Raw genomic sequence first — 24,193 nt, forward strand, 5'->3', positions numbered from 1 at the left:
GACGCATTTTTGCGGGAAGTTGGCGCCGGGGCTTCTCCAATTGCTTTCCGGGCACTTGCAGAGGGCTATCAAGGTAAATTCGCTTATGTAATTGCTCTCCAAGCAACTACAGGGGCATGTTTATCGACGTAGCCCCCGCTTCAGACGAACTACTCTCTGTTCATTCATACCCATTCGACGCGGCAATGATAAGCTTTCGCAATGCGTTGCATCAGCTCGTCATGTTGGCGGTCTACCGCCAGGACGGCGCTGGACTCGTCAACTTCGCCGGGGCCGGCAGGGGCGCTCGCGATCAAAAACTCGCCGATTTGCTGCAGCGCCAGATCGCGCTCGCCTCCCGGAGCGTCTGAATGCAAAGTGAACAGCAGGACCTGGTCGCGATACAAGTAGCGGTTTTCGGAGCGGGTCGTAAAGCCGTAATCGTCGAACAAAGGCGTCGCCGCCGCCTCCGCGGGCAGCAAGACGAGCTCCAGCTCTTCGTTTGCTACCTTATATTGGCGCAATACGTCTTGAACGGCGTCGCGCTCTTCTGCGGTGCTGACGACAAGCAGCTCCTTGTCGCGGTCGAACAGCTGCACGCGGCTCGCGAGTCCTTTCACGATTTGCGCATAGAAGCCCGGCAGCTTGCCTTCCGGAAGCGTCATGGCCACGCCGATTTTCGATTCCAAGTTCATGATGGGCCGTCAACCTTTCTTTAAGCTTTCGCCGTTTAGAAGTTCAATTTCATGCGGATCGTCAGTTTGCCTTCTTCTTGCTTCAACTCCGTCGGCTCTAGGAACGACACGAGCTTCTTTGTATTAATGCTCAGGTCGACCTGCCGTTCCAGATCGCGTACGGTCGTATCGGGCAGCTCGTAGCCGTTGAAAATCAGCTTGCGCACACGGAAGGCGATCGTTTTTTGGCCAGTATCCAGCTCGTATGCGCCCTGGATCGACAGCGACAAGTCGTCATGCTTTCCTTCCGCGGCAACTCCGCCCACGACGAAACGGAACGTCAAATCGCGAAACAGAGCGTTACGCGCCCGCAAAAAATCGTTCAAGTCCCCATGCTAATGGCGAACGTCGCGTTGAGGCCGTCCAGCGTAAGGCGCGGTTTGCCGTCCGGCCCTTTGGCGGCCAGCTCGGGCAAAGCTTTCATCGCTTCGGAAAGAGCGTCGAAATAGTTCCTGAACAGCGGCATGCCGCGCTGCTGCCACGTGGTGGTAACGGTTTCGATCCGCTTCATCACTTCCTGCGCCTCCGGAGTTGCGGCCAGCTGCTTGTCAAGCTCGTCCTGAAGCCGTATGAGGCGGTCGCGCTGCGCCAAATATTCGGCTTCGGCTTGCTTCAACTTCGCTTGTGCGTTAACGAGCCCGGCTTGCAGCTTCTTCATTTCGGTCATGGCCGCCATATAGTCGGCCAGCTTGCGCTGATCCCCGGCGATGATCATGCTTAAATATTCGAACGTTTTCACGGCGTCCTGAAACGAATGGAGCGAGAACAGCAGCAGCCACAGCGAGTCCCGTTCGCCCATATAATAGGCGCGCAGCACGCGGCCGGCATGCTGGCGCTTGCTTTGGACCAGCTTGGTTTGCGCCGCAACCTGCTTTTCCGAATCCGCGATTTGTGCGGTCAGAGCGGCGTCTTCCTGCCGCAGCCGCTCCAGCTCCCGGTCAATCTCCGCGATCGTCAGCCCCTTTTGCACAAGCGCCTCCGCATCCGCGCCGGCGGCCTTGCCGTCGCCCATCTCCGCATACGCAGCAGGCGTCACGGACAAGCAAAAACCTAGCAGCAGCACAACGATCAGCATCGGCGCCGCAGTACGTCTGAACACGCCGCTCCGCCCCCTCTATCTGTAACATAGCATATTTATATTCGCGACTCTAGTCCTCCATGATGGTTCGTCCGTCAAACAAAAAGCGCGCCTTCCCACCCTGGGAAGACGCGCTTTTTTCAAGGCCGACGCTTATTTTTTCGGCTTCAGCAGCTTCAGCACATCGTCGAACGGCTTTGTTTTCGCCGGCGCCGGCGCATCTTTTTGGAATTGCGGCGCTTGGTTGATTTGCTCGTACGCTTCGTGCAGCGTCGTCTGGTTGTTGGACGTTTTGCCGTCCGCACCCGTGAGCTTATAGGTTAGCTCCAGCTTCTCGTCGCGCACGAAGCCCTGGTCGTCGACGAGCAGCGTCAGCTTGCTTGGCGGCTGAAGCTCAATATAGCCTTTGGCCGCCTTCCATTTAGCCGCTTGGTCGGCGCTGACCAGGCCGTTTGTCTGCAGCAGGCCGGCGATTTCAGGCAGCTTGGCGCTGACGGCAGCGTTGATTTCGGCCGCATTTTTGTCGTTCACGGCGATCGTATAAGATTTCGCCGGCTTGCCGTCCGGCAGCGTGACCGGGTCTTTCGCCTGCTCGAACCATTTGGCGTCGATGGCGTCGGCGAAGGCGGACCATATCGCGGACGTCACCTGCGGCGTATTTTTCAAATTGTCCGCCGAAAGCGGCGTTCCGCCGCCTTGTCCGAGCTGCGCCAAATCGATGGCGTAAAATTCGTCCGGCTTGTTGATCAGTGGCAAGCTTACGTACATTTTGTTATCTTTAATAAGAAAAGGCAGCGTAAACGGGGTGGAGGACCCTTTCGGCGTCACTTTCACGTCGGCTTCCAGCCGGACCGGCTCGACGCTCGACACGCCGGACCATTCGATGGTGCTGTCCTTAAGCGAACCGAGTACCGCGGCGGTCATCGGGTTGCCGCCATCAACGGGCAATCCCGCACCGAGGTTTAAACTGGCGCTGCCGCTGAATTTGTAAGTTTTCATTTCCTTTTGCTTGGCGATTGCCTGCTGTACGGATTGTTTGATGGCGTTATGATCGGTGCAGCCGCCGAGCAGCGGTACGAGGAGCGAGGCCAGAGCGGCGGTGGCCATCCATTTGCGTGCGGTTACCATAATAGTAGGGTTCTCTCCTTTTTCATATTAACCATTCTCTATTATAGCGAGTCCGCCCATATTTGTCTTTAGACAAACTCATACAGCATACGGGCGGCAAAAGGAGCGAAAGCCCCGATGACAGACGAGCTGGGACATCCCGAATTGATCGCGCACCTGATCCGCCTCATGCAAAATAGCCCGGACGGAGCGATCCCGTTCCGCGACTATATGGAGCAAGCTTTATATCACGAACAATACGGCTATTACCGCACGGAGCGGCCCAAGATAGGGAAGGAAGGCGACTTCTATACAAGCTCGAACGTCGGCACGGTGATGGGCGAGGTGCTCGCCGCGTATGCCGCGGAAGCGGCTGCGGCGCTCGCTGCTCCCGGCGGCAGGCTGACCGTCGTCGAGTTCGGCGGCGGAAGCGGCCGCCTTGCGGCGCAGCTGCTGGACGCGCTGCGGCAGCGAGGCGATGCCGCCTATTCATCCGTACAGCTTGTCATGATCGAGACAAGCCCGTTCCACCGCACTCTGCAGCAGGAAGCGCTTGCCTTGCATCCCGGCAAAGTAAGGTGGAGCAGCGAAGCGGAATGGCTGGAGCGGGGGGAGACGGAAGGAGTGCTCGCCATCGCCAACGAGCTGCTCGACGCTTTTCCCGTACATTTGCTCGAAGCGGATGATGCGGGACGGCCGCATCAAATTTTCGTCGCCTGGGATGCAGACCGGCGGCGTTTCACGGAGCGCCGCAAGCCGCTGTCCGATCCGCACATCGCCGCCTATCTCGCGGCGGAAGGGGTGCATCTTGCCCCCGGCCAGCGCGCCGAAGTCAATCTGGACGCGGACGCATGGGTCGCGCGCATGTGCAAGCGGCTGCGCCGCGGACGGCTGCTCGTCATTGACTACGGCGATGTGAGCGCCGAGCTCTATGCGCCGCACCGGATGCGCGGCACGCTGCTCGGTTACAGCCGCCATGTAGCGGCGGAGCGCCCTTATGAGCGAGTAGGCGGGCAGGATTTGACCGCTCACGTCAATTTCAGCGCGTGCGAGCGGGCCGGCATTGCCGCCGGAGCCACGCGCAGCGAGCTGTTGACGCAGCGCGAGTTTTTGCTGCGGCACGGCGCGCTGCAGCTGCTGCAGGAAGGCGGCTACGGCGACCCGTTCGGGCCGGTCGCGAGGCGCAACCGTGCGGTTCGACAGCTGCTGCTTAGCGATAATATGAGCGAGCTGTTCAAAGTGCTGATGCTGGAAAAGCTGCAGCGCTAAAGCCGGGAATCCGGCACAAAAAAAGCGGTTCGGCCCTCGTGGCCGAACCGCTTGATTTTACGGGAGTTAAATGGAAGACAGCTTGAAGAACGACCAATACGTAAATCCGCCGAAAGCAACGATCATGTAGCCCCAAAACAGCAGTATGTAAGCACGTTCGGTCAGTTTCATATAACCGAGAAGTACGAATACGGCCGTCTGAAAAAAGAAAATGAGCGACATCGGAACCATATCTCCAGCCAGAGCCATCAGCGCGATAGCCAGCGTCCAGAAGCCAAGTACGCGAAACATGCGATCCATGTAGATGCTTCCCCCTCTCTATCCCGTCTTTGCGCAAGCAATAACTACCACACATTATACCTTTTGCCCACTGGTGTGTAAACGCCAAATCCGTGACGAATTTCGCAACATTGTCCTGCGCTTTTTCTAGGTTTCCCATTTCACACGCGATCATGTATGAGCGTCAAAAAAATTGGCAATACCATTTAGTATGAAATAGATTCTATGAACTCTACCATGGGCATAAAGATGAACTAAGACCCGTTAGAGGCAACGCAAAACGCACGACCGTCAATAATAGGGAGGACACGATATGTCTGCAATTAGACAGGACGCATGGAGCGACGAGGACGATTTGATTTTGGCCGAGGTGACGCTGCGCCATATTCGCGAGGGGAGCACTCAACTGTCCGCATTCGAGGAAGTCGGCGAGCGCATCGGGCGCACGGCGGCGGCTTGCGGTTTCCGTTGGAACAGCTTCGTGCGCAAAAAATATGAAGCCGCCATTCAAATTGCAAAAGCACAGCGGCAAAAACGCAGCCAAATGAAAAAGCAGAGCACTGTCGCTTCGATTTCAGGCAGCGCTACCGCACTGCTCGATCACGAACAGGGCACCGTGAAGACGGATTCGTTCACGGAAGATTCGCTTTCGATCGATGCCGTCATCCGCTTTTTGCGCGGTTGGAAAGCTACGTACCAAGAGATGGCGCGGCAAATTAAAGGGCTCGAGCGCGAGCTGCAGGAAACCCAGGAGCAGCTTGATATGTACCGCCGCGAGAACGATAAGCTGAGCAAGCAAGTGAATGAAGTGGAAACCGATTACCGCGTCGTGAACGACGATTATAAAGCGCTCATTCAGATTATGGACCGGGCGCGCAAGCTGGCGTTTTTGGCGGAAGAGGACGAAGAAGCGAGAGCCCGCTTCAAGATGGATGCGAACGGCAATCTGGAACGCATCGAATAGAAAGCGCCAGGACGGCGGGCGGACAATAAAGCGAGATTTGCAGGCTGCGCTTGCGAAATCTCGCTTTTTTGCTCCATCGGACACATATCGCTTGCTCTCTATTGTCGGCCGATTCCGTACGGGAAGCGGAGGCTGCCGAAACGAACGGCCTTGCCCGTTTCTTCTTATAAAGAAGGTTTAAGTTCTGTGAAGCGATCAAGCGGGCAGATGAACATGCTATACGGCATGCAAAGCTTCGAAAGAAGCTTTTCAGACTGTCGAGAAAGTAGGCTGCGCTGCGGATTGGGAATGTGGGTCTCCGGCTTCGTTGAACTCGTGTTCCCTTGAATTCAACAACAAGGCCGGAACACGAGTTCAAAGGCGCACGCTACGCTCCAAGACCTACATTCCCATCCTCCGCTCCGCCTTTCTCGACAAACTGCAAAACTTCGAAAGAAGTTTTTCTTATTTTTTTGCCGCGCCACTTTTTGCTATAGTGGTGGAAGATAGGGACACGGCGAAAAGGGGGGGGGGGCACGCCCATGCAGCGGTTGCGGATTATCGGCGGCGGGTCGATCGGGCTCTTGCTGGCCGGCAAGTTGGCGGCGGCGGGCGAAGCGCAAGTGGAGCTCGTAACGAGAAGCGAGGAGCAGGCGGAAACAATTCGCCGGGAAGGCGTCACGGTCCGCGAGCCGGGCGGGTCGTTTCGCGCGCAAGTGGCAGCGCGGTCTTTTGCCGAGACGCTTACGTTGACGAATGCCGGGGAACGGCCGGACTGGGTGCTGCTCACGGTGAAGCAGCAGGCGATTGACAGCGCTTTGCTGTCCGGTCTGCAGGCGGCGGCGCCGGTGCACGGCATCGTCTGCTGGCAAAACGGCATCGGTCATATCGACACGATTGCCGCCGCCGCGCCGGACGCCAAGCTGTTGATCGCGGTTACGACGGAGGGCGCCCGCAGGTTGTCGCCGAGCGAAGTCGACCACACCGGAGCAGGACTTACGGAAATCGGCGACGCCTCCCGCTCTGACGAACCGCAGCAACGCTTTGAGCTATTGCAAAAAAAACTGGTGCAGCCGCTGGCGAATGCAGGATTCGACGCTTCCGTGTCGAAACACATTCATACATCCGTATGGAACAAATTGTTAATCAATGCCGTCATCAATCCGTTAACGGCCATTTGGCGCGTGCCGAACGGACTGTTGCTGCAATCGGCAGCGGCGCAGGCGCTGATCCGCAGCTTGACGGATGAAGCGGTCGCCGTCGCTGCGGCGGAAGGGGCGGAGATTTCCGCCCAAATAGCCGAGCGCATTGCCGGCGTATGCCGGCGCACAGCCGCCAACCGTTCGTCGATGCTGCAAGATATCGAAGCGGGGCGGATGACGGAGAACGAATGGATCAGCGGCGCTATCGTCCGGATCGCGGCGAAGCACGGCGTTCATGTTCCGGTAACGGAAACGGTATATCGCATCGTGCAACAATTGGAGAGAGGATGGTGAGGGGCGTTGACCTCACTGCTTCACGGCATCGCCACGGTGTACGCGCTGCTGGCCACCGTGCCGTTCCTCGCATTTGCGCTGTTTTGGGGGCTCGGCTACTTGATTTTTCGCGACAAGAAGCGGTCGACCCGGCTGGCGATGGACGTCACGACGCTGCTTCTCGTAGGCGCCGTCGCTTCGATGTGGAATCGTTTGTTTCAAAGCAACTTCGGCTTCTGGCTCATCGTTCTGGCGATTTTGATCGCCGTAGGCCTGTTGGGCGGGTACCAGAACAGGGAGAAGGGCGCGATAGACATGAGAAAAATCGTGCGCATCGTGTGGCGCATCGGTTTTGTATGCTTGTCTGCCTTGTACGTCGTGTTTTTAGTCTTGAATATCGGAGCATATTTGATCAAATTCGCTTAAATAGTAAGGGGAAAGAGCGGCCCGTAAGCCCGCAACGGAGACGGAACCTATTGCGCCGGACTGCATGCGACTTAAGTAACAAAATTACAGACGAAGTCAAAAAATTTCAAGTAGATTTTATTGACCTGTGGTTGTATAATAGGGAATTGGTAGCGGTTTAATTATCGACACAAATACTTACGCGTCATTATTATGGCAAGATCATGTAACTATATGTGACGAATTATGTCAGTTTTGCCAACAAATGAGATAAGAATTGTTGACGAGTCCGCTGTTTTATGCCAAAATGTATTCCACATACTCCGTTTTGACCAAGGGTTTACGGTGTCAGGTATTGGTGAGATCCGACTTGACGCCTTGCCATAGCAGCATCCATTTATTTATTCAAAGGAGGACTTGTATGAAAGCGAACAAGTGGCTTTCTACTGCGGTAGCGCTTACATTGGTGGGCAGCGTAGCCGCGGGATGCGCAACGAAGCAAGATGCTGCGCAGCCATCCGCTCCGTCTAACTCGGGGGACACATCAAAGCCGGCAGCACCGGCCAAACCGCAAGAACTGAAAATTAACGTAGCGGCTGAACCGCCGGTATTGGACGGCTCGAAACTGACGGCCGCCATCGGTTACACGATGCTCAACGAGTATAACTCCGGCTTATACCGCATCGACAAAGACGGCAAAGCCCAGCCGGATCTTGCCGCAGGCGACCCGACCGTATCAGCCGACGGCCTCACCTGGACGTTCAAGCTGCGCGACGCGCAATGGGCCGACGGCCAGCCGGTCAAAGCTCAAGACTTCGTATATGCATGGAAGCGGACGCTCGACCCGGCGACGAAAGCGCAATACAGCTTCATGGTTGCCTGGATTAAGGGCGGCGACGAAATCCTGAAGTCGAAGACTCCGGACGAGCTGAAAAAAGCGATGGATAACTTCGGCGCCAAAGCGATCGACGACAAGACGCTCGAAGTGAAGCTTGTTCGTCCGATCACGTTCTTCAAAGAACTGATGGGCTTCCAAGTATTTTTCCCGCAGCGCGAAGATTTCGTGAAGCAAGCCGGCGACAAGTACGGCGCAGACGCGGACAAAGTTATCGGCGCAGGCCCGTTCAAGCTGGTGAAATGGGATCACGGCCAATCGCTTGAATTCGTAAAGAACGACAAGTATTGGGACGCGAAAAGCGTGAAGCTCGACAAGTTTACGGTACAAATCGTGAAAGATACGAACACCGGCCAAAACTTGTACGAAACGAACGCCGCCGACGTAACCGAGATCAAAGGCGACCAAATCAAGCTGTACCAAGGCAAGCCGGACGTCGCCCTGAAGCCGGAGCTGACGAACAGCTACATCATGTTCCAAACGAAGAAAAACAAAGCGTTCGGCAACGCCAAAATCCGTCAAGCGCTGGCGCTCGGCATCGACCGTCAAGCTTTCGTAGACGTAACGCTCGCCAACGGCTCCGTCGCGGCTACCGGCCTTGTACCGAACGGAACGGCTGACGGCAACGGCCAGGAATTCCGCAAATCGGCTGGCGAGACCGAGCCGAAGTTCGATGCAGCGAAGGCGAAGCAGCTTCTGGCCGACGGTTTGAAAGAAGCCGGCATGACTTCCCTGCCGCAGTTCAAGCTGATGGCTGACGATACGGAAACGGCGAAGAAGCAGCTCGAGTTCATCGTTTCCCAATGGAAAACGAACCTCGGCGTAGATGCCGTAGCCGATCCGGTGCCGCACGCGCTTCGTCTCGACAAGTCCTCGAAGCACGATTTTGACGCGGTACTGTCCCTGTGGGGCGCCGACTATAACGATCCGATGACGTTCCTCGACATGTGGGAAACGGGCGGCGAGTTTGACGAAGGCGATTACTCCAACCCTGACTACGACAAGCTGATCAAGGGTGCTCGCGAATCTGCCGATCCGGCTGCTCGCTCCAAGATGCTTGTCGACGCAGAGAAAATTTTGATGAACGATATGCCTGTCGCTCCGCTCTATTTCCGGACCCGCGTCTATCTGAAGCGTCCGTCCATCGACGGAATGTTCTTGCCGGCATACGGCGTTGAGTGGGAAGTTCGCTGGGCTAGCGTGAAATAAGGCAGCAGCGGTTAATAGTGTAGCTACAAGAGGAGAGGCCGTTTACACCCTCGCGGGACGGCCTTTTCTTCTTGAATTCCAAGTCTACCAAGGAGGGGACAGCATTGCTGAAATATACGCTGCGCCGTTTCGTATATATGCTCATTACGTTATGGCTCATCATTTCGTTCACGTTTGTGCTGATGAAAAACTTGCCCGGCGATCCGTTCGGTGAAATGTCGAATAAAATCCCGAAAGACGTCAAGGCGGTGCTTATGCGGGAATACGGTTTGGATAAACCGCTGTGGCAACAGTATACGCATTATATCGGCAACGTCGTTCAAGGGGATCTCGGCGTATCGTTCCAGTTCCCGAACCGTAAAGTAACAAGCGTCATCAAGCAAGGGTTCCCGGCGTCGCTCGAGCTCGGCATTTTCTCGACGTGCCTGGCCGTACTCATCGGCCTGCCGCTCGGTATTTTCGCTTCGCTGAAGCACGGCAAATGGCAAGATTACACGGCGATGTTTATCGCGGTTCTTGGCGTCTCTATCCCGTCCTTCGTGCTAGGGCCGATTTTGTCGTACTACGTCGGCGTCAAGCTGGGCTGGCTGCCGGCCGGTTTATGGAAAGGGCCGCAGTATATGATTTTGCCGGGCTTTGCGCTCTCCTTCGGCACGCTGGCGATTTTGGCCCGCCTGATGCGGACTTCGATGCTCGACGTGCTGAACCAGGATTATATTAAAACGGCGCGAGCCAAAGGCTTGAACAAGCTGTCGATCGTATGGAAGCATACGATTCGCAACGCCATTTTGCCGGTCATTACGATTTTGGGACCGATCTTTGTCAACACCATTACCGGAACGCTCGTTGTCGAGAAAATTTTTTCCGTTCCCGGTTTAGGCGATCAATTCGTCTCTTCGGTATATTCGAACGATTATACGATGATTAGCGGCTTGACGATTTTTTATGCGGTTGTACTCATGATTGTCATCTTTTTTACCGACATCATTTACGGTCTCGTTGACCCGCGGATTCGTTTGGGAAAGGGGAGTAGGTAAGAGTGGAACTGAACAGCTCCAAATTCGCTCCCGTCGCAAAAGAAACACTCGGTACGGAACGTATTGTCCGGCCTTCCGTCAACTATTGGAAGGATGCGTGGCGCCGACTTCGGAAAAACAGACTGGCCATGGCCGGCTTGACCATACTTGTGTTGATCGCATTGCTGGCGATCTTCGCTCCGATGTTCTCGCATTACAAATACGACCAACAAATGTTGACGCTTCGCAATCACGGCCCGTCGGCGGAGTACTGGTTCGGCAATGACGATTTCGGCCGCGATTTGTGGACCCGCGTCTGGGTCGGGGCGCGCATCTCGCTGATGATCGGCATCATCGCGGCGATCATCGATTTGATCGTAGGCGTTATTTACGGCGGCATTTCCGGCTACTTCGGCGGCCGCGTCGACGATATTATGCAGCGCGTCATTGAAATCGTCTATTCGATTCCTTATTTGCTGATCGCCATTTTGCTCATTATGGTTATCGGTCCGGGCGTTTCCTCGATCATTTTGGCGTACGCCATTACCGGCTGGGTGCCGATGGCGCGACTCGTGCGCGGCCAGGTGCTGTCGCTCAAGGAGCAGGAATACGTGCTCGCGTCGCGGACGCTCGGCTCGTCGCCGTGGCGCATCATTTTCCGCCACCTGATCCCGAACGCGCTCGGCATTATCATCGTGCAAATTACGTTCGTCGTGCCTCAGGCCATTTTCGTTGAAGCGTTCCTCAGCTTCATCGGCCTCGGCGTGCGCGTTCCGCTTGCTTCGCTCGGATATTTGCTTTCCGACGGCGCGACTTATATGCGTCTTTATCCGCACCGTTTGCTGTTCCCGACGGCTGTGTTCAGCTTGATTTTGCTAAGCTTCAACGTGCTCGGTGACGGTTTGCGCGATGCGCTCGATCCGAAGATGAGAAAGTAGGGGAGGAGAGAAGCACGTGAGTGACACGATTTTGTCAGTCAAAGACCTGAAGGTCTCTTTCGATACGTATGCCGGCGAAGTTCAAGCCGTGCGCGGCGTTTCGTTCGATCTGAAAAAGGGCGAAGTATTGGCCATCGTCGGTGAGTCCGGCTGCGGCAAATCGGTAACGGCGCAGACGATTATGCGTCTGACGCCGACTCCGCCGAGCCGGATTAAGAGCGGTTCGATTTTGTTCGACGGAGACATCGAAATTACGAAATTGTCGGATCGCCAGATGGAGCATATTCGCGGCTCGGAGATGGGAATGATTTTCCAGGATCCGATGACCTCGCTCAATCCGACGATGACGGTAGGCAAGCAGATTACGGAAGGATTGCGCAAGCATCAGCGCATTACCGGCGACGCCGCTAACAAGCGCGCGCTCGAGCTGCTGAATCTGGTCGGCATTTCGAATCCGGAAAGCCGCATTCTTCAATACCCGCACGAGCTGTCGGGCGGGATGCGCCAACGCGTCATGATTGCGATCTCCCTGGCGTGCAATCCGAAGCTGCTGATCGCCGACGAGCCGACGACGGCGCTCGACGTGACGATTCAGGCGCAAATTATCGATCTCATGAAAAAGCTGTCGGAGCAAACGCAAGCTTCGATCATCATCATTACCCACGATCTCGGCGTCGTCGCCGAGATGGCGCAGCGGGTCATCGTCATGTACGCCGGCAAAGTGGTGGAGCAGGGCACTGTGGACGAGGTGTTTTACAATCCGCAGCATCCTTACACATGGGGCTTGCTCCGGTCGATTCCTCGTCTGGACGAAATGGGCGGGGGCGATCTCGTTCCGATTCCGGGCACGCCGCCCGATCTGTTCGCGCCGCCGAAAGGATGCGCCTTCGCCGCACGTTGCCCGTACGCTATGCAAGTATGTCTGGAGGAAGATCCGGACCACACCAAACTGACGGCCGACCATTCCGCCGCGTGCTGGCTGCTGCATCCAGACGCGCCGAAGGTCGAACGTCCCGTCGAGGCAGGAGGTCGCAAGCATGGCTGAACAACCGATTTTGCAAGTCCGCGACATGAAAAAGCATTTCAACGTCGGCGGCGGCCGCATTTTGAAGGCCGTCGACAGCTTCTCCATCGATATCGCCCGCGGTGAGACGTTCGGTCTCGTCGGTGAATCCGGCTGCGGCAAATCGACGGCCGGACGCACGATCATTCGCCTGTATAACGCGACTTCCGGACAAGTGCTGTTTAACGGCGAGGACATCCACAAGCTGAGCGGCAAAAAGCTGAAGCAGTTCAACCGCAACATGCAGATGGTGTACCAAGATCCGTACGCGTCGCTCAACCCGCGGATGACCGTCGGCAACATTATCGCCGAAGGCATCGACATTCACGGCCTGTATACCGGCGCAAAGCGGAGAGCGCGCGTCATGCAGCTGCTCAGCGACGTCGGTTTGAACGAAGAGCACGCGAACCGTTTCCCGCACGAATTTTCGGGCGGCCAGCGGCAGCGGATCGGGATCGCCCGCGCGCTGGCGATTGAGCCGCAGTTCATTATCGCCGACGAGCCGATCTCCGCGCTTGACGTTTCGGTACAAGCGCAAGTCGTCAATCTGTTCAAGAAGCTGCAAAAAGATCACGGCCTCACGTATTTGTTTATCGCCCACGATTTGGCGATGGTGAAGCATATTTCGGACCGGATCGGGGTTATGTACCTCGGCAACCTGGTCGAAGTGACGTCTTCGCAAGATCTTTATGCGAAGCCGCTCCATCCGTATACGGAGTCGCTGCTTTCCGCCATTCCGATTCCGGACCCGGAAATCGAGCGGAGGCGCGAGCGCATCATCCTCGAAGGTGAAGTGCCGAGCCCGCTTAATCCGCCGAGCGGCTGCCCGTTCCGGACGCGCTGTCCGAAAGCGATGCCGGAATGCGCTGCGGCGAAGCCGGTGCTCAAAGAAGTGGAGCCGGGCCATCACGTTGCCTGCCATCTGTATTAAGCGATTGCCGCATGCCCTCCGGCCGAGCCGGGGGGCATGTCGTTTTGACGGCGAAGCTGCGCGGTTGTACAATGAGAATATTGATTGGTGGGGAGGAACGACCAGTGCAGCTGGAGTCGATTATATGGAAAAGCGGTCAACCGATCGCCGAGCATTACATACGTCAGTTCGAGCGCGTGCGCGAACTGTTCGAATACGATCCATCGGCGCCGGACATGTGGCGGGAGCGGGCAGACTGGCTCGATGCAGGCGGTTCGCCGCGCGCGGACCGGGAGCGGCTGGCGGATGTGCTGAGACGGTACAACGAAACGATGGGCAGCGGCGCAGCCGCGCTGGAGCATATCGAAGCGCTGCGCAGAGGCGAAGCGCTGGCCGTAGTCGGCGGCCAGCAGGCGGGCCTGTTTACGGGCCCTCTGCTCGTCATCTTCAAGGCGATCACGATTCTGGAGACGGCGCGGCAAGCGTCCGAACGGCTCGGCCGGCCTGTGGCGCCCGTATTTTGGATCGCCGGGGAAGACCACGACTGGGACGAAGTCGATCACATTCATGTGCTGACGAATCAGAACGAGGTGGAAAAGCTTCGTCTGGCGAAAGAAGCGGCCCACCGCACTTCGGTTAGCCGGACGCCGGTGTCGCCGGAAGAGTGGGAGTCCATTTTGGCGCAGCTGGACGTGCTGCTGATGGATACCGAGTATAAAAGCCAGTGGCTCGGCTTGCTGCGCGATTTCGCCGCAGCGAGCGCAACGCTGTCCGATTTTTTTGCGCGGATGATCGCATGGCTGTTCGGCCGCTATGGCCTTGTTCTGCTCGATTCGGACGACCCGCACTTGCGCTGTCTGGAAGCCGGCTGGTTCGAACGGCTGATCGCGGACAACGAGCAGCTGGGGGAAGCGCTGCTCTCCGGCCAGAGCCGCGTTCAAGCGCTCGGCTATCCGGTGCAGGCGGAAGTTGCGGCGAACGCCGCCAACTTGTTTTTGTTCGAGCAGGGCGAGCGCACGCTGCTGCATCGGGAAGGGCCGTATTTCGCCAATCGGAGAGGGTCGGTGCGGCTCACCAAGGAGGAGCTGCTGGCCCGTTTGCAAACGCAGCCGGAATCGTTCAGCAACAACGTCATGACCCGCCCGCTCATGCAGGAATATTTGTTTCCGGTGCTGGCCACCGTTCTCGGTCCCGGCGAAATCGCCTATTGGGCGCTTCTGAAGCAGGCGTTTGCGGCGATGGGCATGCGCCAGCCGCCGATTGTGCCGCGCGTGGAAGCGACGCTGCTCGAAGGCACGGTGCAAAAGCATATGCGCAAATACGAGCTAACCGTCATGGACGTCGTGGAGCGGTTCGAGGAGCGCAAGGCCGCATGGCTGAAAGCGCAGGACACGCTGCAGCTCGAAGAACGGTTCGGCGACGTGAAGCGGCGGTTCCGCGAAGATTACGAGCCGCTGATCGAACTGCTCGCCGGCGTGAATCCGGGGCTTAGAAAATTGGGCGACACGAACATGAGCAAAATCGTCGAGCAGATCGATTATTTGCTCGCCAAAGCGACAGACGCCCAGCAGTCGCAATCGGGTGCCTCCCTGCGCCAGCTCGAACGCATCCGGTTATCCGTTCTGCCTCTCGGCAAACCGCAGGAAAGAGTATATAATATACTTGCTTATTTGAACCGCTACGGCGACGGTTGGCTGCATGAGCTGGCGCAAACGCGACTCGCTCTCGACGGCAGCCACCTGCTCGTCTATCTATGAGAAGAGAGGTTGTATGTAACCGATGACAAATGCCGTTAACCAAAGCATTATCGCCGACCCGAAGCTGGCTCCGGAAGGCGTCTGAAAATTGATTGGGCAAGCGCCCACATGCCGGTGCTGAACCGCATCCGCGCGGGGTTCGAGAAAGAAAAGCCGTTCCAAGGGCTGAAGGTAACGATCTCGCTGCATCTGGAGGCGAAGACGGCTTACCTCGGCAAAGTCATTCAAGCGGGCGGAGCGCAAGTGACGATGACAGGCAGCAACCCGCTGTCGACGCAGGACGATATTTGCGCCGCGCTCGTAGAAGACGGCATCACCGTGTTCGCCAAATACAACCCGTCTCCGGAGGAATACAAAGCGCTGCTGATCAAGTCGCTGGAAACGCAGCCGGACCTCATTATCGACGACGGCGGCGATCTCGTCTCGACGCTCCATTCCGAACGCCAGGACCTCTTGAAAACGGTACGCGGCGGCGCGGAAGAGACGACGACAGGCATTTTGCGCCTGAAGGCGATGGAAAAGGATGGAAAGCTGCGGTTCCCGATGGTCGCTGTTAACGACGCTTACTGCAAGTATTTGTTCGACAATCGCTACGGCACAGGGCAGTCCGTGTTCGACGGCATTAACCGTACGACGAACCTCGTCGTCGCCGGCAAGACGGTCGTCGTCTGCGGCTACGGCTGGTGCGGCAAAGGCGTGGCGATGCGGGCCAAAGGGCTCGGCGCGAACGTCGTCGTCGTGGAAGTCGATGCGATCAAAGCGGTCGAAGCGTATATGGACGGCTTTGCCGTTATGCCGATGCTGGAAGCGGCCAAAATCGGCGACTACTTCATCACCGTCACCGGCAACCGCGACGTCATTCGCGGCGAGCATTACAAAGTGATGAAGGACGGCGCAATTTTGTCCAATGCCGGCCACTTCGACGTCGAGGTGAACAAGCCGGAGCTCGAGGCGCTGTCTGTAGCGAAGCGCACGGTGCGCCGCAACATCGAGGAATTCAGCTTGGCCGACGGCCGCAAATTTTATTTGCTGGCGGAAGGGCGCCTCGTCAATTTGGCGGCGGGCGACGGCCATCCGGCTGAAATTATGGATATGACGTTCGCGCTGCAAGCGATGTCGCTGAAATACGTGAACGACCGCTACAAGGAAATCGGTTCGAAAGTGATCAATGTGCCGTATGAGCTTGACGAGCAGGTGGCGCGCTACAAGCTGGAGGCGCTCGGCATCGGCATCGACTCGCTCACCGCCGAGCAGAAAGCGTACCTCGACAGCTGGGCGGAGCATTGAGAACATTCTTTATTTTGGTTAAAAAGCTGGACCACCGTCTCCGGACGGCGGTTGCAGCTTTTTTGCTTAATCGCCCTTTCTTCCGAGCAACCTTGCGCCACCTGCTGCCGTTTAGAGGGTGTACCGCAAAATTATGGATAAGGGGGCAAGAAGATGAGGGGGATCGGGAACATACGGACAGACGCGGTTGAATCAAGCTCGCGGAGGAGAAGCAGACTGCGGCGGGCGGTCGGCGGGCTGCTTGCGGCAGCTGTACTGCCTCGCCGTCATGGCGCTGACCGGCTGCAGGCAGCGCGTCTCATGACAAAGCGGCGAGCACAGCGAGCGGCGCGGCGTCATCCGCGCCGGCTATGCCGGCTGCGGCCGCCGATGCGAAATCCGAGTCGATGGCGAAAAAAGATCAGGCGGCCGATAAAAACGCGGCATCGGTAAGCAATCAGGCGGCACAAACGAACGCTGCGCCGAAACAACCGGCGGGAAGCGCGGTGCCGAACGCGCCTGCCGCGAGCATAACGCCGCCCATTGCCGCCGACAGCAGCGAAGGCTTCAACCGCAAGCTGATTTACAAAGCGAATCTGGTTATGGAAGTGGCCGACTACGGCGACGCGCAGACGAAGCTGCGCAATCTCGCGGCTTTAAGCGGCGCGTTCATTCTCCAGTTCACGGAGACGACGAACGACCGCGAGCGCAGCGGCAACTACACGATCAAGGTGGCGGCGCAAGGCTTCGCCTCGTTCCTCGACGGGCTCGAGCGCATTTCCCCCTCGCTGCAGCGCAGCGTTCAAGGCCAGGACGTGACCGAGGAGTACGTCGACCTCGAGGCCAGGCTGAAGGCGAAGCAGGCGGTGGAAGCGCGGCTGCTCGCCTTCATGGAGAAGGCGCAAAAAACCGACGACCTCGTCGCCTTCTCGAATGAACTGTCGAAAGTGCAGACGGACATCGAGCAAATTAAAGGGCGCATGCGCTATTTAGACCAGAATGTCGCCCTGTCGACGATCGAGCTGCGCATGTACCAGAAGCTGGATGCCAAGGACAATACGAAGAAAAGCGCTGACCCGACGTTCCTGGAGCGGCTGGAAAAAGCGACGGCCGGCTCGTGGAAAGTGGTTGCCGAAATTGCGCAAGGCATTGTAATCGTTGTTGCCGCTCTGCTCCCCGTCCTTGTTTTGGCCGGCATCGGCGCCGTCGTCTACTTAGCCGTCAGAAAGCGGCGCGAACGCAAGCTGCAGCAAGTGCGCGCCGAGCTGAGGCGGGAAGCGCCGCCTGCCGAAACGACCCAGGAGCGTACGGAAACGGACAAACCGGAGTGACCGGAATGAAAATAAATTTTCAAAATCCTGCTCAATTAGCAGGATTTTTTGTTTGAGTGGAGAATTTATATTAAATAGTGGTGGAAAGTGGGGTAAAGTGGAGGGAAGGGGGGCGAGCGGAATGTTCATGGGGGAATATCAGCACACCATCGATGAGAAAGGCCGTATGATTATTCCCGCCAAGTTCCGTGAAGCTCTCGGCGAAACCTTCGTCGTCACCCGCGGTCTCGATCAATGCTTGTTCGTTTATCCGAAATCCGAATGGGCCGTGCTGGAGCAGAAGCTGAAGGCGCTGCCGCTCATGAAGTCCGACGCCCGCGCGTTCACCCGCTTCTTTTTCTCGGGAGCGACCGAATGCGAGTTGGACAAGCAGGGCCGGGTCAATTTGCCGAACAACCTGATCGAGCACGCCAAGCTGGATAAAGATTGCGTTGTCATCGGAGTTTCCAACCGGGTGGAGATTTGGGGTAAATCAACTTGGGAAAACTACTTCAATGAGTCCGAACAGTCGTTTGGAGAAATCGCCGAGAAGCTCGTCGATTTCAACTTTGATCTGTAACCGGGCGCTCCGAACCGTTACTAGGAGGGAACTTCGTTGTTTCATCACGTTACCGTATTGCTGGAGCAGTCCGTTGACGGCTTGGCCGTCAAACCGGACGGCGTTTACGTCGACTGCACGCTTGGCGGAGCGGGCCACAGCTCGCTTATCGCTTCGAGGCTCGGACCTGAAGGGCTGCTCATCGCGCTCGATCAGGACGATGCCGCACTTGCTAACGCCGAACAGCGGCTAGCCGCTTATCGCGACCGCGTAAAGCTGGTCAAATCCAATTTTCGATATTTGCAAGACGTGCTGCGGCAGGAGCCGCGCGCGATGCGGGACGGCGTCCCGGCCGTGGACGGCATTTTGTACGATTTGGGAGTTTCGTCGCCGCAGCTGGACGAAGCCGAGCGCGGCTTCAGCTACAATCAGGACGCCGAACTCGACATGCGCATGGACAGATCGTCGCCGTTAACGGCGAGAACGATCGTGAACGAGTGGCCTGCCGAAGAGTTGGCACGAATTTTGTTCGAATATGGCGAAGAGAAGTTCTCGCGCCGCATCGCCGCAAACATTGTCGAGGCACGCCGCAACGCTCCGATCGAAACGACGGGGCAGCTGGCCGAGCTCATTAAGACGGGCATCCCGGCAGCGGCGCGGCGGAGCGGTCCGCATCCGGCGAAGCGCAGCTTTCAAGCATTGCGCATTGCCGTCAACGACGAGCTCGGCGCCTTCGAAGACTCCCTCGAGCAAGCGATTGCCTGCCTCGCTCCCGGCGGGAGGGCGGCGGTTATTACGTTTCATTCGCTCGAGGACAGGATTTGCAAGCGATTGTTTGCGAAAAATGTTGAAACGTGCACGTGCCCGCCCGATTTTCCTGTCTGCGTATGTCAGAAAAAGGGCGTGCTCAAGCTCGTCAACCGGAAACCGATCACGGCGAGCGAGGAGGAGCTGGAAGCGAACCCTCGCGCCAGGTCGGCGAAGCTGCGCATAGCGGAAAAATTGCCCAAGGAGGGATCATAGCATGGCTGCATACATTCAAGGGAATTTGGCAGTGGAGCCGAAGCGCGAACCGAGCCGCACAGTCAAAGTAAAAGAGACGCGAAAAGTCGTATACCGCAATAAATCGTTGCCAACACAGGAAAAGCTGTTATATTTATTTACGGTGGCCGTGCTTGTCCTTGTGGCGGGCGTTATCCTGTGGCGCTATGCGCAAATTTATCAAATGAATGCGACGATCCTGAAAATGCAGCAGGATATCAAGCGGATTGAAGCCGAGAACATGGCGCTCAAGCAGCAGATCGACAAGGGGCTGAGCCCGGAGCGGCTGAAGGAACTGGCGGAAAGCTACGGCATGGTGCCGAGCGACGAGTCGGAGCAGCAAACGCCAGCGCCGTCGAAATCTACGGCTTCGGCGCAGCAGCCGCAAGGCAAAGGCGCAGACGCCAAAACGGCCGGGGCGAAAAAGACAAGCGCGCCGGCTGGCGGTACGAAAGTCGCGATGAGCCGTTAACGGCTGACGTCCGAAAATACTATCGATTGTTCGCTCCCCGCGCGGGAGCGGAATCGAAATAAACGAAGCATAAATGCACGACTAACGTTACGGGGCTGGTTGACATGCCGAAAAAACTGAAACTTCGATCCATGCTGATAGGGGGGCTTTTCACCCTTTTTTTTGTTGGGCTCGTCGGGCGATTGTATTGGGTGCAGGTCGTGCAGGCGGCGTGGCTGCTCGATCAGGCGCAAAAACGGTGGGAGGCGGACAAGACGATTGCTCCGGTGCGCGGCGACATCGTCGATCGCCACGACAAAGTGCTGGCTGAAGACGCACCGGCCTATACCGTCGGCATTTCCCCGCGGCTCATCGCCGAAAACGGCATCGCCGACGACGTCGTGTCCGGCTTGTCCGCCATTTTGAACGCTTCCGACGATAATTCCGACCTTGCGGCGCTGCAGGATAAAATCCGCAAGCTGCTGGACAAGAAAAACAAAGACGGCAAGCCGATGGAGCTGGTCGAGGTGAGGCCGGAAGGCTGGAAAATCGACAAGGAGCAAAAGGATAAAATCGATCAGCTTGTCGCCGACTTGCAAGCAAAGCTGAAGCGGTCAAAGTCGTCCAGCATTGGCATCTACACGTCCGAGGAGAAGAAACGGTACTACCCGGGAGGCTCCCTTGCCGCGCACGTGCTCGGCTACAGCGACAAAGAGGGCCACGCCGTGATGGGCATGGAAGCGCAGATGGACGATGTGCTGAAGGGCGTGCCGGGCCGCATCAATTATGAGAAAGACGCTGCGGGCGTCGAGCTGCCGGACGCGAAAGTGACGATTCAACCGGCCGTGGACGGCAAGCGGGTGCGGCTGACAATTGACAAAAACATCCAGTTCTATATCGAGAACGCCATGGCCAAAGTGGCCGACAAGTTCCATCCGAAAAGCATGGCAGTCATCGCGGCCGATCCGAAAACGATGGAAATTCTTGGGCTGGCCAGCTATCCGGCGTTTGATCCGAACAAATATTGGGCCGTGAAAAAAAACGACGTGTTTTGGACAGGGCCGTCGCTGCGCAATTCGAGCCCGGCTCCACCTTCAAGCTTGTGACGTTGGCCGGTACCGTCAAGGAAGGCTTGTTTCGTCCGAACGATACGTACCAGTCGGGTTCGATTGCCGTATATGACCGCCTGCTTCACGACCATAACGACGTCGGCTGGGGGCGCATTTCCTTTTTGGACGGCTTGAAGCGCTCCAGTAACGTCGCTTTCGTCAAGCTCGGCTATGAGATGCTTGGACAGGACAAACTCAAGCAATATATAATGAACTTCGGCTTCGGCGCCAAGACGGGCATCGATTTGCCCGGAGAGGTGCCCGGCCTCGTCCCGCTGCGCAACCCTGTCGAATATGCGACGTCTACTTACGGCCAAGGCTTGACCGCGACGGCGATCCAGGAAGCGGCAGCGTACGGGGCTGTGGCGAACGGCGGCAAGCTGATGTGGCCGCACGTCATCAAAGATATCGTCGATGCGAAAACCGGCCAAGTCGTGCAAAGCTTCGAGCCGAAAGTCGTCCGGCAAGTTGTGGATCCCGGGACGGCGAAGCAAGTTTCCGAATATTTGGAGCAAGTCGTTTCCGATCAAGACATCGGCACCGGGAAAAAAGCTTATATCGACGGCTACCGCATCGCCGGCAAAACCGGAACGGCGAACTTCGTCGACCCGAAGACCGGCGGTTATGCGGACAAGCGCTGGAACATTTCGTTCGTAGGTTATGCGCCGGTCGACGATCCGCAGCTGCTCGTCACCATTATTGTCGAAGACCCCGATCTGGGCGGAGATTACCATCGCGGCAGCGAAGTCGGGCCGCCGCTATTCCGCGACATTATGGCGCAGTCCTTGAAATATTTGGGGATCCCTTCTAGTAAACAATCGCCAAAACAGACGGCGGCCACGTTGAAGGAAGTAACGCTGTCGGTGCCTGACCTCGTCGGAATGACGCCGGATGCGGCCAAAACGGCCGCCGGCAAATACGGGCTCAAAATCGAAGCGCTCGGCAAAGGAGACAAGGTGCTGCGCCAATTCCCGCTGCCGGGGACGCAAATTAGCGGCTCTTATCGTATCGCCGTCGCCCTTCAGGATGGGGCTTTGCCGCTGCCGGACTTGACGGGACGCAGCTTGCGCGAAGCGATGGAAATGTGCGCGTTCGTCGGCACCGCCTGCCAGGTCAGCGGCGAAGGCTATGTCGTCGGCCAAAGCGCTGCCGATGGCGGCGGCGTAGCGCTGCAGTTGCGCGCTCCCGACGCTTCGCCGTCTTCTTCCGAGGCGAGCGAAGGCGCTGCGGCAGATGCGCAAGCGGGAACGCCCCCCGCTGCCCAAAATGCGGTCCAGACGTCCCCGTCCAAATCCGGCGCCAAAACGAATGCGGCCAAAAAGACGGGCGGGCCAAGCCGATAACGCACAGCTTGTTCTAACCCCTGTTTGTCCCGAATAGTCATGTGATGAACGATCATGACTCGGAGTCTGTCCGTGCCTCCGGTACGGACTGGCCCCCAAGGACTGGAGGGGTTAGCCGCATGCGCGTATCCAACGTTACCGTCCGCCGCCGGCTTTTTTTCATTTTGCTTGCAGGCACTTTGCTATTTGCCGGTCTTCTCGTGCGGCTCGCGTACGTGCAGCTCTGGAAAGGCAAGCAGCTCGCCGCCGAAGCCGAAGATAACTGGCGGCGGCAAATTACGGTCATGCCGAAGCGGGGCGAAATATGGGACCGCAACGGGACGAAGCTGACCTACAACATCAGCACGCCGACCGTTATGGCCGTACCGGCGCAGGTCGAGGACGCGAAAGCGGTGGCGGAGCGGCTCGCAGCCGTGCTGGACATGCCGGCGGACGACATTTACAAGCTGCTGAAGAAAAGCGCGTCATCCGTCTACATCAAGCCGGCAGGCCGCAAGATTACGCAAGAGAAGGCGCAGCAAATCCGCGAAATGAATTTGCCCGGCATCATCGTAACGGAGGACAACAAGCGCTTCTATCCATACGGATCGCTGGCGGCCCATGTATTAGGCTTTACGGGCATTGACAATCAAGGGCTCATGGGGGTCGAGGCGACGTACGACAAGCAGATGACCGGCGTCAAAGGCTACATCTCGTATTTGTCGCAGGCGAACGGCGACAAGATGCCCGGCTCCACGAGCCAGTTCGCGAAGCCGCTGGACGGGCTCAACCTGCAGCTGACGATCGACTATCATCTGCAATCCGTCGTCGAGCGCGAGCTGCAGCAGGCGATGATCAAATATCAGGCGGAGCACGCGATTGCGATCATGATGGACCCGAACAACGGGGAAGTGCTGGCGATGGCCGGGTATCCGACGTTCGAGCCGAGCCATTTTCGCGATTATCCGGTCGAAACGTACAACCGCGACTTGCCGATCTGGATGACGTACGAGCCCGGTTCCACGTTCAAAATCATTACGCTGGCAGCTGCGCTGAACGAGAAAAAGGTGGATTTGAAAAACGAGTTTTTCCACGATCCCGGCGCGATCGAAGTCGGGGGCGCCCGGCTTCGCTGCTGGAAAAGGGGCGGGCACGGCAGCGAATCGTTCCTCGAAGTCGTGGAAAATTCGTGCAACCCCGGCTTTGTCGTACTCGGCCAACGTCTCGGCAAAGAGACGCTGTTCGACTACATTAACCGGTTCGGCTTCGGCAAAAAGACGGGCATCGACCTCGGCGGCGAGGAGAACGGCATTTTGTTCAAGCCTTCGCGCGTCGGTCCGGTCGAGCTGGCAACGACGGCGTTCGGGCAAGGCGTGTCGGTGACGCCGATCCAGCAAGTGGCTGCCGTGTCGGCGGCGATCAACGGCGGCAGGCTGTTCCAGCCGCACGTCGGCAAGGCGCTCATCAATCCGGATAACGGTGAAGTGGTACAGCGCATGGAGCCGAAGCTCGTTCGCGACAACGTCATCAGCGCGGATACGTCGAAGCAGGTGCGCGAGGCGCTGGAGAGCGTCGTCGCCCAGGGCACCGGCAAAAACGCGTTTATCGACGGCTATCGCGTCGGCGGCAAAACCGGTACTGCGCAAAAAGTGATCGGCGGCCGCTATTCGCCGACCGAGCACATCGTGTCGTTCATCGGCTTTGCGCCGGCGGACAACCCGCGCATCGTCGTTTACGCCGCCGTCGACAACCCGCAAGGGCTGCAGTTCGGCGGTCTGATCGCCGCGCCGCTCGTCAAAAACATCATGGCCGAATCGCTCCGGTATTTGAAGGTCGAGCCGAGCAAAAAACAGCTGCCGAGGGAATACACTTATGGAGACACAACTCCGCAGATCGTCGAAGTGCCCAACTTGATCGGCGCTACGATCGAAGATATTTTGGAAGATATGAACGATAACTTCCTGCTGGCCAAATCCGGCACCGGCAACACCGTCGTCAACCAGGTGCCGAAGCCCGGAACGAGAGTGGAGAAGGGATCGACGATACGCGTATACTTAGCAGATACAAGTCAATAATGA

22 protein-coding genes and 1 pseudogene are annotated in these 24,193 nt (G+C 57.5%); 18 read left to right on the forward strand and 5 right to left on the reverse strand.

What is annotated here, in order from left to right:
• Positions 1-164: 164 nt before the first annotated feature.
• The 4 genes from SD70_RS04980 to SD70_RS04990 all read right to left on the reverse strand — a co-directional run bounded on the left by SD70_RS04980 (position 165) and on the right by SD70_RS04990 (position 2,919).
• Positions 165-674 carry a hypothetical protein gene (locus SD70_RS04980; RefSeq protein WP_041046231.1) on the reverse strand — a complete coding sequence of 170 codons (510 nt, stop codon included), beginning with the start codon at positions 672-674 and terminating at the stop codon, positions 165-167.
• 35 nt (positions 675-709) lie between these two features.
• Positions 710-1,039, reverse strand: a complete 330-nt coding sequence (locus SD70_RS32860; RefSeq protein WP_052487066.1) for a hypothetical protein — start codon at positions 1,037-1,039, stop codon at positions 710-712.
• Positions 1,036-1,812 carry a hypothetical protein gene (locus SD70_RS04985; RefSeq protein ID WP_052487067.1) on the reverse strand — a complete coding sequence of 259 codons (777 nt, stop codon included), beginning with the start codon at positions 1,810-1,812 and terminating at the stop codon, positions 1,036-1,038. Before SD70_RS04985 ends, SD70_RS32860 begins: the two co-directional genes overlap by 4 nt.
• Before the next feature lie 132 nt (positions 1,813-1,944).
• Positions 1,945-2,919, reverse strand: a complete 975-nt coding sequence (locus SD70_RS04990) for a hypothetical protein (RefSeq protein ID WP_041046233.1) — start codon at positions 2,917-2,919, stop codon at positions 1,945-1,947.
• Between the two features lie 117 nt (positions 2,920-3,036).
• Here SD70_RS04990 and SD70_RS04995 point away from each other — a divergent pair, with 117 nt between their 5' ends.
• Positions 3,037-4,167 carry a class I SAM-dependent methyltransferase gene (locus SD70_RS04995; protein WP_041046235.1) on the forward strand — a complete coding sequence of 377 codons (1,131 nt, stop codon included), beginning with the start codon at positions 3,037-3,039 and terminating at the stop codon, positions 4,165-4,167.
• A gap of 66 nt (positions 4,168-4,233) precedes the next feature.
• Here the strand turns inward: SD70_RS04995 and SD70_RS05000 are convergent, their stop codons facing one another.
• Positions 4,234-4,467, reverse strand: coding sequence for a DUF2626 domain-containing protein (locus SD70_RS05000; protein WP_041046237.1), 234 nt, complete (start codon positions 4,465-4,467; stop codon positions 4,234-4,236).
• A 292-nt stretch (positions 4,468-4,759) separates the two neighbouring features.
• On the opposite strand from SD70_RS05000, the gene SD70_RS05005 reads away from it, so the two are divergent.
• From SD70_RS05005 to SD70_RS05080, 17 genes and pseudogenes are all read left to right on the forward strand, one after another.
• Complete coding sequence (locus SD70_RS05005; RefSeq protein WP_041046239.1) at positions 4,760-5,410, forward strand: RsfA family transcriptional regulator; 651 nt, start codon at positions 4,760-4,762, stop codon at positions 5,408-5,410.
• Positions 5,411-5,931: 521 nt separating this feature from the next.
• Complete coding sequence (locus tag SD70_RS05010) at positions 5,932-6,885, forward strand: ketopantoate reductase family protein (protein ID WP_041046241.1); 954 nt, start codon at positions 5,932-5,934, stop codon at positions 6,883-6,885.
• Between the two features lie 6 nt (positions 6,886-6,891).
• The gene (locus tag SD70_RS05015) at positions 6,892-7,290 is read left to right on the forward strand and encodes a DUF3397 domain-containing protein (protein WP_041046243.1); all 399 of its coding nucleotides are present in this window, start codon (positions 6,892-6,894) and stop codon (positions 7,288-7,290) included.
• Positions 7,291-7,690: 400 nt separating this feature from the next.
• The gene (locus tag SD70_RS05020; RefSeq protein ID WP_041046245.1) at positions 7,691-9,373 is read left to right on the forward strand and encodes a peptide ABC transporter substrate-binding protein; all 1,683 of its coding nucleotides are present in this window, start codon (positions 7,691-7,693) and stop codon (positions 9,371-9,373) included.
• A gap of 104 nt (positions 9,374-9,477) precedes the next feature.
• On the forward strand, positions 9,478-10,410 hold the full coding sequence (locus SD70_RS05025; RefSeq protein WP_041046247.1) for an ABC transporter permease: 933 nt from the start codon (positions 9,478-9,480) through the stop codon (positions 10,408-10,410).
• Between the two features lie 2 nt (positions 10,411-10,412).
• On the forward strand, positions 10,413-11,327 hold the full coding sequence (locus SD70_RS05030) for an ABC transporter permease (RefSeq protein ID WP_041046249.1): 915 nt from the start codon (positions 10,413-10,415) through the stop codon (positions 11,325-11,327).
• Between the two features lie 16 nt (positions 11,328-11,343).
• Positions 11,344-12,372, forward strand: coding sequence for an ABC transporter ATP-binding protein (locus SD70_RS05035; RefSeq protein ID WP_041046251.1), 1,029 nt, complete (start codon positions 11,344-11,346; stop codon positions 12,370-12,372).
• On the forward strand, positions 12,365-13,321 hold the full coding sequence (locus SD70_RS05040) for an ABC transporter ATP-binding protein (protein WP_041046253.1): 957 nt from the start codon (positions 12,365-12,367) through the stop codon (positions 13,319-13,321). The genes SD70_RS05035 and SD70_RS05040 overlap by 8 nt, the downstream gene beginning before the upstream one ends.
• Before the next feature lie 104 nt (positions 13,322-13,425).
• Entirely contained in the window at positions 13,426-15,057 is a 1,632-nt protein-coding gene (gene bshC, locus SD70_RS05045) for a bacillithiol biosynthesis cysteine-adding enzyme BshC (RefSeq protein ID WP_041046255.1), read from the forward strand.
• Between the two features lie 22 nt (positions 15,058-15,079).
• Positions 15,080-16,344 (forward strand): annotated as a pseudogene (locus SD70_RS05050) (adenosylhomocysteinase).
• A gap of 386 nt (positions 16,345-16,730) precedes the next feature.
• Positions 16,731-17,654, forward strand: coding sequence for a DUF4349 domain-containing protein (locus SD70_RS05055; RefSeq protein ID WP_197080944.1), 924 nt, complete (start codon positions 16,731-16,733; stop codon positions 17,652-17,654).
• Between the two features lie 121 nt (positions 17,655-17,775).
• Positions 17,776-18,213, forward strand: coding sequence for a division/cell wall cluster transcriptional repressor MraZ (gene mraZ, locus SD70_RS05060; RefSeq protein ID WP_041046257.1), 438 nt, complete (start codon positions 17,776-17,778; stop codon positions 18,211-18,213).
• Between the two features lie 36 nt (positions 18,214-18,249).
• Positions 18,250-19,215 carry a 16S rRNA (cytosine(1402)-N(4))-methyltransferase RsmH gene (rsmH, locus tag SD70_RS05065; RefSeq protein ID WP_041046259.1) on the forward strand — a complete coding sequence of 322 codons (966 nt, stop codon included), beginning with the start codon at positions 18,250-18,252 and terminating at the stop codon, positions 19,213-19,215.
• A gap of 1 nt (position 19,216) precedes the next feature.
• Positions 19,217-19,705, forward strand: coding sequence for a cell division protein FtsL (ftsL, locus tag SD70_RS05070; RefSeq protein ID WP_082053144.1), 489 nt, complete (start codon positions 19,217-19,219; stop codon positions 19,703-19,705).
• Between the two features lie 104 nt (positions 19,706-19,809).
• Positions 19,810-20,790 (forward strand): hypothetical protein, encoded by a 981-nt coding sequence (locus SD70_RS35790; protein WP_156157891.1) that lies wholly within the window; start codon positions 19,810-19,812, stop codon positions 20,788-20,790.
• Complete coding sequence (locus tag SD70_RS35795) at positions 20,736-22,136, forward strand: penicillin-binding transpeptidase domain-containing protein (protein WP_156157892.1); 1,401 nt, start codon at positions 20,736-20,738, stop codon at positions 22,134-22,136. Before SD70_RS35790 ends, SD70_RS35795 begins: the two co-directional genes overlap by 55 nt.
• A gap of 119 nt (positions 22,137-22,255) precedes the next feature.
• On the forward strand, positions 22,256-24,190 hold the full coding sequence (locus SD70_RS05080; protein ID WP_041046261.1) for a stage V sporulation protein D: 1,935 nt from the start codon (positions 22,256-22,258) through the stop codon (positions 24,188-24,190).
• The last annotated feature ends 3 nt before the right edge of the window (positions 24,191-24,193 follow it).

The organism is Gordoniibacillus kamchatkensis (assembly GCF_000829455.1).
Classification (GTDB): Bacteria; Bacillota; Bacilli; order Paenibacillales; family NBRC-103111; genus Gordoniibacillus; species Gordoniibacillus kamchatkensis.

Coding starts and splice junctions, on each gene's coding strand:
- SD70_RS04980 (WP_041046231.1), bottom strand. CDS start 674: ATGAACTTGGAATCGAAAATCGGCGTGGCCATGACGCTTCCGGAAGGC.
- SD70_RS04990 (WP_041046233.1), bottom strand. CDS start 2,919: ATGGTAACCGCACGCAAATGGATGGCCACCGCCGCTCTGGCCTCGCTC.
- SD70_RS04995 (WP_041046235.1), top strand. CDS start 3,037: ATGACAGACGAGCTGGGACATCCCGAATTGATCGCGCACCTGATCCGC.
- SD70_RS05000 (WP_041046237.1), bottom strand. CDS start 4,467: ATGGATCGCATGTTTCGCGTACTTGGCTTCTGGACGCTGGCTATCGCG.
- SD70_RS05005 (WP_041046239.1), top strand. CDS start 4,760: ATGTCTGCAATTAGACAGGACGCATGGAGCGACGAGGACGATTTGATT.
- SD70_RS05010 (WP_041046241.1), top strand. CDS start 5,932: ATGCAGCGGTTGCGGATTATCGGCGGCGGGTCGATCGGGCTCTTGCTG.
- SD70_RS05020 (WP_041046245.1), top strand. CDS start 7,691: ATGAAAGCGAACAAGTGGCTTTCTACTGCGGTAGCGCTTACATTGGTG.
- SD70_RS05040 (WP_041046253.1), top strand. CDS start 12,365: ATGGCTGAACAACCGATTTTGCAAGTCCGCGACATGAAAAAGCATTTC.
- SD70_RS05055 (WP_197080944.1), top strand. CDS start 16,731: ATGGCGAAAAAAGATCAGGCGGCCGATAAAAACGCGGCATCGGTAAGC.
- mraZ (WP_041046257.1), top strand. CDS start 17,776: ATGTTCATGGGGGAATATCAGCACACCATCGATGAGAAAGGCCGTATG.
- ftsL (WP_082053144.1), top strand. CDS start 19,217: ATGGCTGCATACATTCAAGGGAATTTGGCAGTGGAGCCGAAGCGCGAA.
- SD70_RS35790 (WP_156157891.1), top strand. CDS start 19,810: ATGCCGAAAAAACTGAAACTTCGATCCATGCTGATAGGGGGGCTTTTC.
- SD70_RS05080 (WP_041046261.1), top strand. CDS start 22,256: ATGCGCGTATCCAACGTTACCGTCCGCCGCCGGCTTTTTTTCATTTTG.